The 13,742-nt window shown below is 64.2% G+C and carries 19 protein-coding genes; 10 read left to right on the top strand and 9 right to left on the bottom strand.

Annotated features, from left to right (window positions below; translation table 11 throughout):
* Positions 1-14: 14 nt before the first annotated feature.
* The 3 genes from ACSQ86_RS18860 (at position 15) to ACSQ86_RS18850 (ending at position 1,475) form a co-directional block, all read left to right on the top strand.
* Positions 15-194, top strand: coding sequence for a hypothetical protein (locus ACSQ86_RS18860; protein WP_436309401.1), 180 nt, complete (start codon positions 15-17; stop codon positions 192-194).
* Positions 191-859, top strand: a complete 669-nt coding sequence (locus ACSQ86_RS18855) for an SGNH/GDSL hydrolase family protein (RefSeq protein WP_436309400.1) — start codon at positions 191-193, stop codon at positions 857-859. The genes ACSQ86_RS18860 and ACSQ86_RS18855 overlap by 4 nt, the downstream gene beginning before the upstream one ends.
* 79 nt (positions 860-938) lie before the next feature.
* Positions 939-1,475: a DUF2514 family protein gene (locus tag ACSQ86_RS18850; RefSeq protein ID WP_436309399.1), complete on the top strand. Its 537-nt coding sequence runs from the start codon at positions 939-941 to the stop codon at positions 1,473-1,475.
* 26 nt (positions 1,476-1,501) lie between these two features.
* Here the strand turns inward: ACSQ86_RS18850 and ACSQ86_RS18845 are convergent, their stop codons facing one another.
* Positions 1,502-1,876 carry a hypothetical protein gene (locus ACSQ86_RS18845; protein ID WP_436309398.1) on the bottom strand — a complete coding sequence of 125 codons (375 nt, stop codon included), beginning with the start codon at positions 1,874-1,876 and terminating at the stop codon, positions 1,502-1,504.
* A gap of 457 nt (positions 1,877-2,333) precedes the next feature.
* Between ACSQ86_RS18845 and ACSQ86_RS18840 the strand changes: the two genes are divergently transcribed.
* Positions 2,334-2,672: an H-NS histone family protein gene (locus tag ACSQ86_RS18840; RefSeq protein WP_093109857.1), complete on the top strand. Its 339-nt coding sequence runs from the start codon at positions 2,334-2,336 to the stop codon at positions 2,670-2,672.
* Positions 2,673-2,738: 66 nt separating this feature from the next.
* Here the strand turns inward: ACSQ86_RS18840 and ACSQ86_RS18835 are convergent, their stop codons facing one another.
* Positions 2,739-3,725: an NADPH:quinone oxidoreductase family protein gene (locus ACSQ86_RS18835; RefSeq protein WP_093109856.1), complete on the bottom strand. Its 987-nt coding sequence runs from the start codon at positions 3,723-3,725 to the stop codon at positions 2,739-2,741.
* A gap of 126 nt (positions 3,726-3,851) precedes the next feature.
* Here ACSQ86_RS18835 and surE point away from each other — a divergent pair, with 126 nt between their 5' ends.
* From surE to rlmD, 5 genes are read left to right on the top strand one after another with little or no spacing between them, the layout of a single operon-like run.
* Positions 3,852-4,616, top strand: coding sequence for a 5'/3'-nucleotidase SurE (surE, locus tag ACSQ86_RS18830; RefSeq protein WP_436304683.1), 765 nt, complete (start codon positions 3,852-3,854; stop codon positions 4,614-4,616).
* Position 4,617: 1 nt separating this feature from the next.
* The gene (locus ACSQ86_RS18825; protein ID WP_093109854.1) at positions 4,618-5,391 is read left to right on the top strand and encodes a protein-L-isoaspartate(D-aspartate) O-methyltransferase; all 774 of its coding nucleotides are present in this window, start codon (positions 4,618-4,620) and stop codon (positions 5,389-5,391) included.
* An 11-nt stretch (positions 5,392-5,402) separates the two neighbouring features.
* The gene (locus ACSQ86_RS18820; protein WP_436304682.1) at positions 5,403-6,347 is read left to right on the top strand and encodes a peptidoglycan DD-metalloendopeptidase family protein; all 945 of its coding nucleotides are present in this window, start codon (positions 5,403-5,405) and stop codon (positions 6,345-6,347) included.
* A gap of 8 nt (positions 6,348-6,355) precedes the next feature.
* Positions 6,356-7,396, top strand: a complete 1,041-nt coding sequence (locus tag ACSQ86_RS18815) for a sigma-70 family RNA polymerase sigma factor (RefSeq protein ID WP_436304681.1) — start codon at positions 6,356-6,358, stop codon at positions 7,394-7,396.
* A 43-nt stretch (positions 7,397-7,439) separates the two neighbouring features.
* Positions 7,440-8,876 carry a 23S rRNA (uracil(1939)-C(5))-methyltransferase RlmD gene (rlmD, locus tag ACSQ86_RS18810; protein WP_436304680.1) on the top strand — a complete coding sequence of 479 codons (1,437 nt, stop codon included), beginning with the start codon at positions 7,440-7,442 and terminating at the stop codon, positions 8,874-8,876.
* Between the two features lie 45 nt (positions 8,877-8,921).
* Here the strand turns inward: rlmD and ACSQ86_RS18805 are convergent, their stop codons facing one another.
* On the bottom strand, positions 8,922-9,623 hold the full coding sequence (locus tag ACSQ86_RS18805) for a Bax inhibitor-1/YccA family protein (protein WP_093109850.1): 702 nt from the start codon (positions 9,621-9,623) through the stop codon (positions 8,922-8,924).
* A gap of 179 nt (positions 9,624-9,802) precedes the next feature.
* Between ACSQ86_RS18805 and ACSQ86_RS18800 the strand changes: the two genes are divergently transcribed.
* Complete coding sequence (locus ACSQ86_RS18800) at positions 9,803-10,210, top strand: GlcG/HbpS family heme-binding protein (protein ID WP_436291094.1); 408 nt, start codon at positions 9,803-9,805, stop codon at positions 10,208-10,210.
* Positions 10,211-10,387: 177 nt separating this feature from the next.
* Here the strand turns inward: ACSQ86_RS18800 and hemP are convergent, their stop codons facing one another.
* From hemP to ACSQ86_RS18770, 6 genes are all read right to left on the bottom strand, one after another.
* Entirely contained in the window at positions 10,388-10,603 is a 216-nt protein-coding gene (gene hemP, locus ACSQ86_RS18795; protein WP_436309397.1) for a hemin uptake protein HemP, read from the bottom strand.
* Between the two features lie 95 nt (positions 10,604-10,698).
* Positions 10,699-11,112 (bottom strand): ExbD/TolR family protein, encoded by a 414-nt coding sequence (locus tag ACSQ86_RS18790; RefSeq protein ID WP_436304679.1) that lies wholly within the window; start codon positions 11,110-11,112, stop codon positions 10,699-10,701.
* A gap of 5 nt (positions 11,113-11,117) precedes the next feature.
* The gene (locus ACSQ86_RS18785; RefSeq protein ID WP_093109846.1) at positions 11,118-11,831 is read right to left on the bottom strand and encodes a MotA/TolQ/ExbB proton channel family protein; all 714 of its coding nucleotides are present in this window, start codon (positions 11,829-11,831) and stop codon (positions 11,118-11,120) included.
* A gap of 16 nt (positions 11,832-11,847) precedes the next feature.
* A complete protein-coding gene (locus tag ACSQ86_RS18780; protein ID WP_436310289.1) occupies positions 11,848-12,555 on the bottom strand; it encodes an energy transducer TonB in 708 nt (235 codons plus the stop codon).
* Positions 12,556-12,651: 96 nt separating this feature from the next.
* Positions 12,652-12,924 (bottom strand): (2Fe-2S)-binding protein, encoded by a 273-nt coding sequence (locus ACSQ86_RS18775; protein WP_093109844.1) that lies wholly within the window; start codon positions 12,922-12,924, stop codon positions 12,652-12,654.
* Positions 12,925-13,039: 115 nt separating this feature from the next.
* Entirely contained in the window at positions 13,040-13,720 is a 681-nt protein-coding gene (locus ACSQ86_RS18770) for a Fe2+-dependent dioxygenase (protein ID WP_093109843.1), read from the bottom strand.
* Positions 13,721-13,742: the final 22 nt, after the last annotated feature.

Genomic DNA, 13,742 nt, shown 5'->3' with positions numbered 1-13,742 from the left:
AAGTGGATCTTGGCATGCTGATCGTGGTGGCCGCCATCCTGCTGCTGCTCGGCGAGTTCATCAAGGAGGCAGCCTTCGTCGACCTAGTGAAGTGGGTCGCGGGCCTGTACTTCGGTTTCAACGTGGTCCAGAAGGGCGCGGAGTGGCTCGCCCTGGCGTTCACGCCCGTCGACAAGCAGGGCGGTGCCGAATGAAGCGCCTCGTCTTCCTCCTGGCCTTCGTCCTGGCCGCGTGTGGCGGTGGTGGTGGCGGATCCGGATCTGGCGCCGGCGCCGGCTTCGCGCTGCCGCCCGCGGCGAGCGCGCCGCCGAAGGGCGCGGGCCCGACGTATGCATGCTCCGTGGTGATCTACGGCGACAGCATCCAGGCGCTGCAGGGCGCCAAGGGCGTGATCGAAGCGAAGCGGCCAAAGTGGCGCGTCGAAGACCGCGCGGTGGCAGGCACCACGCTGATGATGCTCTCGCAAACCTTCTTCGCGGAGGCGCGATCGGCGCGCTTCGTTGTGATCGAAAACGGCGCGATCGACGCATGGCAAGGCGTGCCGATCGGCGTCGTGCTCGACTCCTACACGCGCATCGTCGACCACGTGCGCGGCGAGGAACGCACGCCCATCGTGACGGGCTTCAGCCATCAGCGGCCGCCGCTCGCGCCGGATGCGATCGCCAGGCGCGACCATTACAACGGCGCGCTCAAGACGCTCATGGCGTCGAAGAACGTGGCCTTCGCGGACTACGGCACCGTGACCTATGACCCGCTCGAGTTGTTCGACGAAGTGCACCCGGGCCCGGCCTATGCGGGGCGCCTGACCGAGCGCCTTATCGAGATCCTCGACAAGGTGGCGCCGGAGTGCAACCCATGATGATCGCCATCTTCGTGCCGCTGTGGTGGCGGCTGTGGCTCGACGCATGGGGCTGGCCCGACCTGCTGGAGCGCGATCAGTGAAAGCCATCTTCGGCGCGTTCGACATGATCCCGGGCGCGCTGTGGGCGCTGCTGCTGGCTGCCGCGGTGGGCTTCGGCCTCGTGAAGGAGGTCCAGGTGCACGCGGCGCGCGAGGCGACGGCGAACGTCCGCGCCGAGCTCGCCGACTACAAGGCCGCGAGCGCAGAGGTTGGGCGCCTGGCGGCGCGTGCTCGGCTGCTCGAGCTCGAGCGCATCAATTCCGAACAGAGAAAGGCATTCGATGATGCTGCAAAAGAAACGCGCACTGCGCTGGGCGATCTTGCTACCGCTCGCGGTGCTGGTGACCGCATGCGCAAGCAAATTGCCCGATATGCCGAAGCCGCCCGCCGAGCAAATGAACGCGCCTCCGCTATCGAGCGAAGCGCGGCAGGAGCCGATCCCATCGGAGTGCTTGCCAACGTGCTCGAGCGCTGTAGCCAGCGAGTGGAATTCCTTGCAGCCTACGCTGACCGTGCCCGAATAGCTGGCAAGCTCTGCGAGCGCAGCTACGATGCACTCATGCCTGATGGGTGACGGACTGACCTGGGACAACGCGATGGCTAGACATCGCGTGATGCCGGATCGGCGGATGCATCCTGTGATGACGCAAGCCAGGCTGCAAAGCGCCTGTTGAACAGAAACTGGTGGACCATCGCGAGCGTGCCAGATGCCGCAAAAAGCCAAAATGCGGCCGGAATAAGGAAGTAGATGACTCCACCTATCGAGGCCACTGTTGCCCACATGGCAACTTGGGATACCAGAAGCGAGTCGAAGCGTTTAAGCGTCACCTCGAAGTGAGGGTAGCTGGTGGGTCCGATAGTGATGTAGTGCTCGATGACACCGCCGATTAAAAGCCAAAGCGGCAGGGCCATCGCTGACGCATACACCGACACGGAAAGGGCCAGACTCTTAGCCCCGACTTGGGTGAGGCTCACGAGTGTGGCAATGCAAACCGCAGCGGCTCCGTAGGAAGCGTTCCTAAGAATCGTGAGGTTTTCGTGGCTCGCACTTCGAAATATGCGTTCGCTCAGTGCATCCATAGGCGATCGAGCTTTTGCCATTGGTACGAACCCGTCGGTAAATTTGTTACATGCACTATAGCTTGCGCACCCGTCCATCGGGCTGGGAACGACGCCCACCGAACCCGCATGAGCACGTAGCATACTTTGGGTCCAAAGTTCCCGCGACCACCCGGCAGGCCGCATGGATGCTGGGGATCGAGCTCAGATTGTGATTCTGGTCGTCGTGGGTTCGAGTCCCATCAGCCACCCCAAACCCCTTTGACATAAAGCGCCGATCATTCGATCGGCGCTTTTTTTTTGGAGTTGCCTCACTTGCGGCAATTGGGATTTGAATTAGAATTTTTACTTTCCAATTCGGAGGATTTCACCGATGGCCTCAACCCTTGCCGACATCAATTCCCAGATCAAGAAGCACGACGAGCAGATTGCGCAATTGCGCAAACAAGCCGAGGAGCTGCGCAATCAGGAGCGCGCGGGTGTCATCGAGGAACTGCGCAAGAAGATCGCGGAATACGGTTTGACTGCGGCCGATCTGAAACTCGGCACGCGTGGCGGCAAGCGCAGTACGGGGGTGGTCACGATCAAGGCGGCTGCAAAGTATCGCAGTCCCACCGGTGAAACATGGTCGGGCGGGCGCGGGCGCAAGCCGCGCTGGATTACGGAGGCGCTGGCCGCCGGCAAGTCGCTGTCGGACTTCGAGATCAAGTAGACGGTTTGCTTGGTCCCTCGTAAAAAAGCCCGCATGTGCGGGCTTTTTTATTGTGTGTAGCAGGCCTTAGTTGACCATCACGAGCTTGCCTTTGACGCCGCGCGAACCCATGTGTGCGTAGGCGGCCTTCAACTCCGCCATCGGCATGGTGCGGTCTATCACCGGCTTGATCTTGCCTTGGCCGTACCACTTTGCCAATTCGGCCATCATCTGCGCATTGGCTTTGGGTTCGCGCTTGGCGAAATCCCCCCAGAACACGCCAACCAGCGACGCGCCTTTGAGCAGCATCAAATTCAATGGCAGCGAGGGAATGGGACCGGCGGCGAAGCCCACGACCAGATAGCGCCCGCGCCAACCGATCGAGCGGAATGCAGGCTCCGCGAAATCGCCGCCTACCGGGTCATAAATGACATCCGGACCCTTGCCGTCGGTTGCTGCCTTGATGGCTTCGCGAAAGCCATTGGGTAGCGCATGCGTCGTGTAGTTGATAGTGAGATCGGCGCCGATGGATTTGCAGAGCTCGCATTTTTCATCGGTGGACGCGGCAGCGATCACCTTGGCGCCGGCGGCCTTGGCGATCTGGATCGCTGCCGTCCCGACGCCGCCTGCCGCACCGAGCACCAGCAAGGTTTCGCCGGCCTTGAGCTGCGCCCTGTCCATCAACGCGTGCCACGATGTCGCGTAGATCATGATGAAAGCCGCCGCATCGACATGGCCGAAGCCCTCGGGCAGCGGCATGCAAAGGGCGGCCGGCGCCAGCGTGTGGGTGCCGAAGCCGCCGGTGCCGGAAAGACAGGCGACGTTCTGGCCGACCTTCAGATGAGTCACTCCGTCGCCGACCGCCGCTACCACCCCTGCATATTCAGACCCAGGCACGAAGGGCAGCGGCGGCTTGATCTGGTACTTGTTCTGCACGATGAGCAGATCGGGGAAGTTGAGGCTGGCAGCCTTGATTTCGATCAGCACCTGACCCGGGCCGGGGGTTGGCGTCGGCAGTTCTTTCCAGGTCAGGGCGTCGACGCCGGTGGGGTTTTCGCAGAGCCATGCGTGCATGCTCGTGTCTCCTTGAGGTAGGTCTCTGGGGCAATGAATCCGGGCCATGATAGGCGGGCTGGCAGGCCGGCATTGTCCCTGCCGTGACGCATCGGCCGCCTACAATCGCGCGCACTCACAGACGACATGAAGATACTTATTTCGAACGACGATGGCTTCCAGGCTCCCGGCATCGTTGCGCTGCACGATGCGCTGAAGGAGGTGGCGGAAGTCGAAGTGGTCGCGCCCGAGCACAACAACAGCGCCAAGTCGAACGCGCTCACGCTGGCGGCGCCGCTCTACGTGCACACCGCGCACAACGGCTTTCGCTACGTGACCGGCACGCCCGCCGACTGCGTGCACATCGCACTCAAGGGGCTGCTCGACTACCGGCCCGATCTGGTGGTTTCCGGCATCAACAACGGCGCCAACATGGGCGACGACACCATCTACTCGGGCACCGTCGGCGCTGCCATGGAGGCCTACCTGTTCGGCATTCCGGCGATCGCGTTCTCGCAGATCGAGAAGGGCTGGGCCCATGTCGACGCGGCGGCCCGCGCGGCCCGGCGGCTGGTGGAGCAGATCGAGCGCGAACGCATGCTCGAGAGCGGCGCATTTCTGCTCAACGTCAACATCCCGAATCTTCCCTTCGACAAGCTGAAATCGCTCAAGGTTTGCAGGCTGGGGCGCCGCCATGCAGCCGAAAAGGTCATTACGCAGGACAGCCCGCGCGGCGAGACCATGTACTGGATCGCGGGGGCGGGCGGCGCCAAGGATAGCGGCGAGGGCACCGACTTCCATGCGACGGCGGCCGGCCACATTGCGCTCACGCCCTTGCAGATCGACCTGACCGACCATGCCAACCTCGGCCAATGGCGCGAGACGGTGGCTCGCCTGGGCGAGCCGTCCTGACATGGCGAGCCAGCGACCAGGATTCCCCGTCCGGCTCACGCCCACCGCGTCGGCTGCGACGCGCGGGCGCGCGTCGGCCGTGCCTGCCAAGCCGCTCGTTCATCACACGCCTTCGATGGCCTCCGACGCCGTGCGCGCGCGCATGGTTCAGCGGCTCGCGGCGCAGGGCATTGCCGACGCGCGGGTGCTGCGCGCCATGGGCACGGTCGAGCGTCATCTTTTCGTCGACAGCGCACTGGTCAATCAGGCCTATGAAGACACGAGCCTGCCGATCGGTCTGGGCCAGACCATCTCGAAGCCGAACGTGGTGGCCCGCATGATCGAACTCCTGCTTGGTGCGCCCGCATTGGCAAACAAGCCCGCCGACCGCCTGGGCCGCGTGCTCGAGATCGGGACCGGCTGCGGCTACCAAGCGGCGGTGTTGAGCCACATCGCGACCGAGGTCTACAGCATCGAACGCCTGCGCGGATTGCACGAGCGAGCGCGCATCAATCTCCGCTCGTTCCGGCTGGCCACGGTCCATCTGCTGCTGGGGGACGGCATGGTGGGCTATGCGAAGGGCGCACCCTACGCGGGCATCATCGCGGCGGCCGGCGGCGAAGCGGTGCCTGAGGCATGGATCGCGCAGCTGGCCGTGGGCGGCCGCATCGTCGCGCCGACACAGTCCGAGGTCGGCAAACAGGCGCTTGTCGTGATCGACAAAACAGCGCGGGGACTGGAGCGCCGCATTCTTGAGGCGGTTCACTTTGTCCCCCTAAAATCGGGAATTGCTTGAAGGAAGAACACATGCTGGGTATTGGCAATCGGGGCTGGCTTGCCGGCGTGACGCTGCTGGTCGCGCTCTTGATTGCGGGGTGTGCCGCCAGGCGCGGCCCCGTACCGGTCGAGGACCGCGGCACGATGACCAGCGCGACGGTTGCCGCGCCCAGCGCGCCCGGTGTCCCGACCATCACCACGGACGCTTCGGGCAAGCCGCTGCCGGGCATCGAAAACTACGGCAAGCCCGGCTATTACGCGGTGCGTCCCGGTGACACGATTCGCCGCATCGGCACCGAAACCGGCCAGAGCTGGCAGAACATCGCTCGCTGGAACAATCTCGACAATCCCGACCTGATCGAAGTCGGTCAGGTGCTGCGCGTGATCCCGCCGGTCGGCGCTACCGCAAGCGCTGCGGCACCGGCATCTGCAACTGGCACGACCGACGCCTCGAGCGCCGTGACGCGGCCGGTCACGCAGGCCGCTGTCGCACCGTCCTCCGGCGCCGCAGCGGCTCCTGCGGCCGCGGCGAGTCCGGCTGTCAAACCCACCCCGCCCATCATCACCGCTTCACCTTCCGCGCCGGCTGCCACGGCATCGGGCGATGAAGATGTGGGGTGGATCTGGCCTGCGCACGGCTCGTTGATTGCGGGCTTCGACGAAGCCAAGAACAAGGGACTCGACATCGGCGGCAAGGCCGGCGATTCGGTGCTTGCTGCAGCCGATGGACGGGTGGTGTATGCCGGCGCCGGCCTGCGCGGCTACGGCAATCTGATCATCCTCAAGCACAACAACACCTACCTGACCGCTTATGCGCACAACAGGACGCTGCTGGTGAAGGAAGACCAGTCCGTGCAGAAGGGCCAGAAGATTGCCGAGATGGGCAACAGCGACGCGGATCGCGTGAAGCTGCACTTCGAAATCCGCCGCCAGGGCAAGCCGGTCGATCCGGCGCGCTACCTGCCCGCGCGCTAGGATCATGCATGGCTGCCTCCGTCCCGCGTCGCATTCCGGTCGTGCGGCGCGCGGCGGGCAACGGCAGCATCTCGACCTTCCGGCCCTACAAGCCTGCGAGCCTGCCCGCTCCTGCGGATGACGTCGTTGATCGCGCGGACAAGGGCGCGCTGCCTGAGATTCCGCACGACGCGGTGCCGGTCGACCTAGGCGGTGAAGGCGGCGATTCGCTGACGCTCTACCTGCGCGAGATCCGGCGCACCGAACTGTTCACTCCCGACGAGGAATACCAGACCGCCTGCGCCGCCCGCAGCGGCGACTTCTCGGCGCGGCAATCGATGATCGAGCACAACCTGCGGCTCGTGGTGAACATCGCCAAGGCCTATCTCGGCCGCGGCGTTCCGCTGGCGGATCTGATCGAGGAAGGCAACCTCGGCCTGATGCATGCGATCAACAAGTTCGAGCCGGAGCGTGGTTTTCGCTTCTCCACCTATGCAACCTGGTGGATCCGCCAGTCGATCGAACGGGCGGCGATGATGCAGGCTCGCGCGATCCGGCTGCCGGTGCATGTGGTTCGCGAACTGCAACAGGTGATGCGGGCGCGCCGTGCGCTGGAAGGCGACGCCGACTTCATCTCCCGCCGGCCCGACGGCGTGCGGGTCGAAGATGTCGCGGCGCTGCTGGGCCGCGAGGTGCAGGCGGTGGCCGAGCTGATGGCGCTCTCCGAGGCGCCACGTTCGCTCGACGCGGGCAGCGAGCGCGGCGACGACAGTTTCAGCCTGGCCGATACGGTGGCTTCGGAAGACGAGGGCGGAGACCCGACGGGCGTGACGCAGACGCACGAGGTCGAGAAGCTTCTCGATCGATGGATCCTCGCACTGAGCGAACGCGAGCGCGAGGTGCTGGAAGGCCGCTACGGCCTGCACGACCGCGATCCGGAGACACTCGAGGTGTTGAGCGTGCGCCTCGGCCTGACGCGGGAACGCGTGCGGCAGATCCAGAACGAGGCGCTCGCCAAGATGCGCCGCCAGCTCGCGCGCGCCGGCGTCCAGCGCGATGCGTTTTTGTAGCGCTCGGGCCGAGGGCGCCCCGCAGCCCTGAGACAATCCGTGCATGACGGATTCGATAGAGAAGAAGGCGGCGCAGCAGCAAGCCCGCGATGAATGGCTGCACGTCGAGTCGCTCGACCTCGACGCACAAGGCGTGGCGCACAAGGCCGACGGCATGGTGGTATTCATCGAAGGCGCATTGCCTTTCGAAGAAGTGCAGTTCAGCGTGCACCGCAAGAAAAACAACTGGGAGCAAGGCACCGTGGCCGCGATCCGCCGCGAGTCGTCGCAGCGTGTGCGGCCCGGCTGTCCGCATTTTGGTCTGCACGCCGGCGCATGCGGCGGCTGCAAGATGCAGCACCTGGATGCCGCTGCGCAGGTGGCGGTGAAACAGCGCGCACTCGAGGACAACCTGTGGCATCTCGGCAAGGTGCGTCCCGAGAACATGCTGCGGCCGCTGGAAGGGCCTGCCTGGCACTACCGCTATCGCGCCCGCCTTTCGATGCGCTACGTGGCCAAGAAGGGCACCGTGCTGATCGGCTTTCACGAGCGCAAGAGCCGCTACTTGGCGGACATGCAGGTGTGTCCCGTGCTGCCGGCCCGGGTCAGCGCCATGCTCATGCCCTTGCGCGAACTCGTCGGTTCGATGGAGGCGCGCGACACCTGCCCGCAGATCGAACTGGCTTGCGGGGACGCGCCGGACGGCGCCAGCCTCGGCGTGATCGCCTTGGTGCTGAGGCATCTGGAGCCGCTGTCCGCTGCGGACATGGCGCGGCTCAAAGCGTTCGCGGCGCAGCACGCCGGCGTGCAATGGTGGCTGCAGGCCAAAGGGCCCGAGACGGTGAAGCTCCTCGAACCCGACGGTCCCGCGCTGGCTTACGAGTTGCCGGAGTTCGGCGTCACGATGCCTTTCAAGCCGACCGATTTCACGCAGGTCAATCCGCACATCAACCGCGCGCTGGTCAGCCGCGCTTTGCGCCTGCTCGACGTGCAATCGGGCGAGCGCGTGATCGACTGGTTCTGCGGACTCGGCAACTTCACCCTGCCGCTGGCGAGCCGCGCGCGCGAGGTGCTGGGCATCGAGGGCAGCGATACGCTGGTGGCGCGGGCGACCGACAACTTCGAGCGCAACCGCCCCGCCGTGCCAGGTCGAAGCGCGCTGGCCGCGACTCGCTTCGTCGCGCGCAACCTGTTCGAGATGACGCCCGCGATGCTGATGGCCGACGGCGCCGCGGACAAGTGGCTGGTCGATCCGCCGCGCGAGGGTGCGTTTGCGCTGGCCAAGGCGCTCGCCGACCTTCATCAGCAGATCGAACTGCACGAGGGCGGCTGGTCGCCGCCGAAGCGCATCGTCTACGTGAGTTGCAATCCCTCGACGCTGGCGCGCGACGCTGGCCTCCTGGTACACCAGGCGGGCTATCGCTGCACCTTCGCGGGTGTGGTCAACATGTTCCCGCACACGGCGCATGTCGAGTCGATCGCCGTGTTCGATCGACCATGAAAAAGGGCCCCGAGGGGCCCTTATTGCTTCAAGCCGAGCAGGTGCTCAGTCGCGCTCGCCGCCGAAGATGCCGAGCAAGGCCAGCAGGCTCTGGAACACGTTGAACAGGTCCAGGTAAAGCGCAAGCGTGGCGCTGATGTAGTTGGTCTCGCCGCCGTCCATGATCTGCTTCAGGTCATACAGCATGAAGGCCGAGAAGATGCCGATGGCGGCGACCGAGATCGCCATCATGCCGGCGCTGGAGCCGACGAAGACATTGATGATCGCACCGACCATCAGCACCAGTGCGCCGACGAACAGCCACTTGCCCATGCCCGACAGGTCGCGCTTGATCACCGTTGCCAGCGAGGCCATCACAAAGAACACGCCGGCGGTGCCGCCGAAGGCGGTCATGATCAATTCGGAGCCGTTCTTGAAACCCAGCACCATCGCGATCAGCCGCGACAGCATCAGGCCCATGAAGAAGGTGAACGCCAGCAGCACCGGCACGCCGGCGGCCGAGTTCTTGGTCTTCTCGATGGCGAACATGAAACCGAAGGCACCGCCCAGAAAGACCATGAGGCCGATACCGCCGCTCAGCGAGCGGGTGATGCCGGTGGCGACGCCCAGCCAGGCGCCCAGCACGGTGGGCAGCAGGCTCAGGGCGAGCAGCCAATAGGTATTGCGCAGGACGCGCTGGCGCTCTGCCTGCGGCAACGTCTGGCCGTAGCCGACGGTGGTGTCGAGGGTGTTGACGCGGTCGTTCATTGCTGAAACTCCTGATGTTCGCTGCAACGCTGCAGTTGGGGCCCATTCTAGGTGGCCGCAAGAGCCGGCCGCGACAAAAACCCGCATCCGGATGTCCCTAAAGCACTTTCTGCCATCCGTAAGGGCTCATGCAGGTGCGGGCGCTATGCTTCAGGGCTTAGTTCACTTTTTGCAAGACCATGAAGACCAAGTCCTTTCTCGAACTCGCCGATGTCAAGGCCATTGCCGCCGCGGCCGAAGCCGAAGCGCTCAAGAACAACTGGGCCGTGACCATCGCCATCGCCGACGACGCCGGCAATTTGCTCTGGCTGCAGCGGCTCGATGGGGCAGCGGCCTTGTCGTCGCACATTGCGCCTGCCAAGGCCCACACGGCCGCGATGGGAAGGCGAGAGAGCAGGATCTATGAGGACATGATCAACGGCGGGCGCCCCTCGTTTCTGACGGCGCCTGGGGTGCAAGGCCTGCTCGAAGGCGGTGTGCCGATCGTCAAGGATGGCCAGGTGATCGGTGCGGTCGGCGTCAGTGGCGTCAAGTCGAACGAGGACGCGCAGATCGCCAAGGCGGGTATCGCCGCGCTCGGCCTCTGATCGCCAGACTTCCAAAACAAAAACGCCGACTTTCGGGTCGGCGTTTTCTTTTCGGATTCAAGGCGGAAAAAAAGCTTGGCTAGTCGGCGAACCGTTGGCTAGCAAAAAACGACCCTTCGGAGATGAATCTCCTCGAGTCGCCCCACGATGAAACTTGCGCGAGGGGCGGGCTGATCTCTATTTGGTCAGGATCAGCTTGCCGAGTTTGGTGGCTTGCAGCCGATAGAGCGAGCCGTTGTGCATGATCCCGACGATCTTGCTGCCCTTGAGAAGCTCCGTGCTTTCGAAAAGGGCAGCAGGGCGGGGCGCCGCCTCGGCGGCGGCGCGGCCACCACCCGAATGATCGAGCGAGGGATGGCTCAGGACGGTGAATGCGTTGGGAGTGGCTGGCATTGGAAATCCCCTTGTCGAAGCGATGCGCGAATGATAATGATTCGCAATAAAAAGTCAATCGTCTCGATCGATCTTTTTGCCTTGAAAAGCAGGCTTTACTTCGCCTCGGGTTCCGTGATGAAGCCGATCTTGCGTACGCCGGTCTCGCGCGCCGCCGACATCGCTTGTGCAACACGCTCGTAGCGCACCGCCTTGTCGCCGCGGATGTGCAACTCGGGTTGCGGTTCCTTGGCCGCTTCGGCCGCGAGCCGTGTCTTCAGCTCAGTGTCGTCGATCTTCTGTTCGTTCCAGTAATAGCTGCCGTCGGCGGCGACGGTGAACAGGATGTTCTGCGGTTTGGTCTGCTCCGGCTCGCTGCTCGCGCGGGGCAGGTCGATGTTCACCGCGTGCTTCATCACCGGCACGGTGATGATGAAGATGATCAGGAGCACCAGCATGACGTCGACCAGCGGCGTCATGTTGATCTCGTTCATCACCTCATCGGGTTCGTCCTGGGTTCCGAAAGCCATGGTGCTCAGCCTTTCTTGAGCGGGACGACGATGGCTTCGACGCCGCTCTGGACGCGTGCGCCCGTCACGAAGTAGGCATGGAGGTCATGCGCAAAGCTGTTGAGCTTGGTCAGCACGAACTTGTTGCCGCGCACCAGCGCGTTGTAGCCCAGCACCGCGGGAATGGCGACCGCCAGGCCGAGTGCCGTCATGATCAGCGCTTCGCCGATCGGGCCGGCCACCTTGTCGATGGTGGCCTGGCCGGCCGAGCTGATGCTCATCAAGGCGTGGTAGATGCCCCAGACCGTGCCGAACAAGCCGATGAACGGGGCCGTCGAACCGACCGAGGCCAGGACGGCCAGACCAGTCTGCAGGCGCGCGGTGAATTCATCGATGCCGTTGCGCAATGCGCGTGTGATCCAGTCGCTCACGTCGAGCGCATCGTGCAGATGGGCCTTGGTGTTGCGATGATGCGCCGCGGCTTCACGGCCTTCCAGGGCGAGGGCGCGGAACGGGTTGCTGTCGTCCTTGCCGAGCTTGTTGAGCGCGGTGGCGAAGTCTTCGCTGTGCCAGAAGTCCTGCGAGTGCTTCGCGAGGCGCTTGTACTTGATGACGTCCAGCGCCTTGATCAGGATCACGATCCACGAGGCGAGCGACATGCCGATCAGCAGCAAGGCGACGGCCTTGGTGACGAAGTCGCCCTGCGCCCATACGTTCATCAAGCCAAATTGGGAATCCATAACTACTGCTCCGGGACTATTGGGAAAGTGTGAAATTGAAAGGCGCCTTCAACAAGTAGACGGTCGCCTCGTCGGCGCCCGGCTGCCTGATCGGCGTGACCTGCGATGACATGGCTGCCTCGCGCGCTGCCTGGTCGAGCCGGTCATAGCCGCTGGACTTGAAAATCTCGGCGCGCCTGGGAAGGCCCGCGCTGTTGAAATAGACCGCCACGACCACCGTGCCGGTCTCGCCCAATCGCTTGCTCATCGCCGGGTAGGTGATGCGAGGTTCGCGGATGTATTGCGTCTGGCCCTGGCTGATTTCGACGAGCTTGGGCGCCGGCGGTGCGGGTGGCGAAGCAGGAGGAGCCGGCGGCTCTGCGGGGGCGGGCGGCGCAATGGGCGCGGGTGGGGGCGGCGGCTCGATGCTCCCCGTGGGCGCATTCGGCGCTGGTGTGGGCTTCGGCTCGCGTATCGCCTGAGGCCGCGGCGGCGGAGGCGTTTTCGTCACTTCCCGCTTGGGCGGTTCGGGTGGCGGGGGCGGCGGTTCTGCCGGCTTGGGCGGCTCAATGAACTCGCTCAGGATTTCCACCGGGATGACCACCTCGGCGGCGCGGCGGAGCAGGCCGCTCTGCAGCGCCCACAGGGCAGCGACGTGAAAAAGCACCACGCCGCCTGCGATGACGGCGTTGCGTGACAGGCCTAGAACGGAGGGAGGAGGCGAGGAAAAGCGGTCAGACACGATCAACTATGGAGTGCCGGCCCTTGCGAAAGGTGCCCGGGTGCAGCGGAACCGCCAGTTACTTACGAAGAATCCACCAGACCGAGCCGGTGACGAAGATCAGGCTGCCGCCGAGTGCCGAGAAGAGTTCCATGCCCTGCTTTCCGTGATGGAATTGGCAAGCTGGATCGACCTCGGTTCCGATTCGCGGTTGAGTGCGGCAACCGGATGGGAAGCGCTGCATTGCGCGACCACGTCGCGCGCGCAGCCTTCGCACTGGCCACACTGGGTGGCCACGCCGAGCTCAAACTGCACTTCGTCGAAGGTCATGCCGGCGCGCACATGGCGTGCGATTTCGCGGTCTGACACTCGGCGACATACGCAAACGATCATGGCGGTGAGGCGGCAGTTGGCTGGCTGTTTGTAGAAGGCTCGATTATAAATACGAATTCCTCGCATTTGCAATAACTATTGCAGCTCTGGGGCCAAGCCCTTCGATAGCTGGCCCCTACACCTCGGACCACATGCGCAGCAGGTTGTGATAGTGGCCGGTCAGGGCGACCGTCTCCTCCGATTCGCCGAGCCGGGCGCGCAACTTGATGATGGTTTGGTCGAGTTCGAACAGCATGGCCCGCTGCCGGTCGTCGCGCACCATGCTCTGCAACCAGAAAAAGGAGCAGATGCGCACGCCCTGCGTCACGGGATGCACGCGGTGCAGGCTGCTCGAGGGGTAGAGGATCAGATCACCGGCCGGCAGCTTGACTTCGTGGGTGCCGTAGGTGTCCACGACTTCCAGTTCGCCCCCTTCGTAGTCCTCGGGCTCGGACAGGAACAGGGTGCACGACAGATCGGTGCGCAATTGCTCGCCGGTGCCGGGCACGGAGCGTACCGATCCGTCCACATGCAGTCCGTAGTGTTCGCCGCCTTCGTAGCGATTGAACAGCGGCGGCACGAACCGGAGCGGCAGCGCAGCGGAAAAGAGCAGGGCATTCTTGGCCAACGCGGCCAGGATGGTGCTGCCCAGCGCACGGGTCACGGGGGAGAACTCGGGCAGCTGACGATTACGCTTGACCCTGGCGCCCTGTTCCCCGACGGTTTCCCTGCCGTCCACCCAATCGGTCGTGTCGAGGGTTGCTCGCATTTCGCGCACCTGATCCCGCGTCAGGACATCGGGCACATGCAACATCATTTGCAAGATCTCCATGAAAAAA

This window comes from Variovorax sp. LjRoot130 (assembly GCF_964253755.1).
Lineage (GTDB): Bacteria > Pseudomonadota > Gammaproteobacteria > Burkholderiales > Burkholderiaceae_C > Variovorax.
The sequence above is the reverse complement of the archived record's forward strand: the minus strand, read 5'-3'. Positions and strand labels throughout refer to the sequence as shown.

What these genes read in the sequence shown, in the direction of transcription:
- rlmD (WP_436304680.1), top strand. Translation starts at nt 7,440, where the DNA reads ATGACGGATTCGATAGAGAAGAAGGCGGCGCAGCAGCAAGCCCGCGAT.
- ACSQ86_RS18855 (WP_436309400.1), top strand. Translation starts at nt 191, where the DNA reads ATGAAGCGCCTCGTCTTCCTCCTGGCCTTCGTCCTGGCCGCGTGTGGC.
- ACSQ86_RS18790 (WP_436304679.1), bottom strand. Translation starts at nt 11,112, where the DNA reads ATGGCTTTCGGAACCCAGGACGAACCCGATGAGGTGATGAACGAGATC.
- ACSQ86_RS18785 (WP_093109846.1), bottom strand. Translation starts at nt 11,831, where the DNA reads ATGGATTCCCAATTTGGCTTGATGAACGTATGGGCGCAGGGCGACTTC.
- ACSQ86_RS18835 (WP_093109856.1), bottom strand. Translation starts at nt 3,725, where the DNA reads ATGCACGCATGGCTCTGCGAAAACCCCACCGGCGTCGACGCCCTGACC.
- ACSQ86_RS18820 (WP_436304682.1), top strand. Translation starts at nt 5,403, where the DNA reads ATGCTGGGTATTGGCAATCGGGGCTGGCTTGCCGGCGTGACGCTGCTG.
- ACSQ86_RS18770 (WP_093109843.1), bottom strand. Translation starts at nt 13,720, where the DNA reads ATGATGTTGCATGTGCCCGATGTCCTGACGCGGGATCAGGTGCGCGAA.
- hemP (WP_436309397.1), bottom strand. Translation starts at nt 10,603, where the DNA reads ATGCCAGCCACTCCCAACGCATTCACCGTCCTGAGCCATCCCTCGCTC.
- surE (WP_436304683.1), top strand. Translation starts at nt 3,852, where the DNA reads ATGAAGATACTTATTTCGAACGACGATGGCTTCCAGGCTCCCGGCATC.
- ACSQ86_RS18800 (WP_436291094.1), top strand. Translation starts at nt 9,803, where the DNA reads ATGAAGACCAAGTCCTTTCTCGAACTCGCCGATGTCAAGGCCATTGCC.
- ACSQ86_RS18825 (WP_093109854.1), top strand. Translation starts at nt 4,618, where the DNA reads ATGGCGAGCCAGCGACCAGGATTCCCCGTCCGGCTCACGCCCACCGCG.
- ACSQ86_RS18840 (WP_093109857.1), top strand. Translation starts at nt 2,334, where the DNA reads ATGGCCTCAACCCTTGCCGACATCAATTCCCAGATCAAGAAGCACGAC.
- ACSQ86_RS18860 (WP_436309401.1), top strand. Translation starts at nt 15, where the DNA reads ATGCTGATCGTGGTGGCCGCCATCCTGCTGCTGCTCGGCGAGTTCATC.
- ACSQ86_RS18815 (WP_436304681.1), top strand. Translation starts at nt 6,356, where the DNA reads ATGGCTGCCTCCGTCCCGCGTCGCATTCCGGTCGTGCGGCGCGCGGCG.
- ACSQ86_RS18805 (WP_093109850.1), bottom strand. Translation starts at nt 9,623, where the DNA reads ATGAACGACCGCGTCAACACCCTCGACACCACCGTCGGCTACGGCCAG.
- ACSQ86_RS18775 (WP_093109844.1), bottom strand. Translation starts at nt 12,924, where the DNA reads ATGATCGTTTGCGTATGTCGCCGAGTGTCAGACCGCGAAATCGCACGC.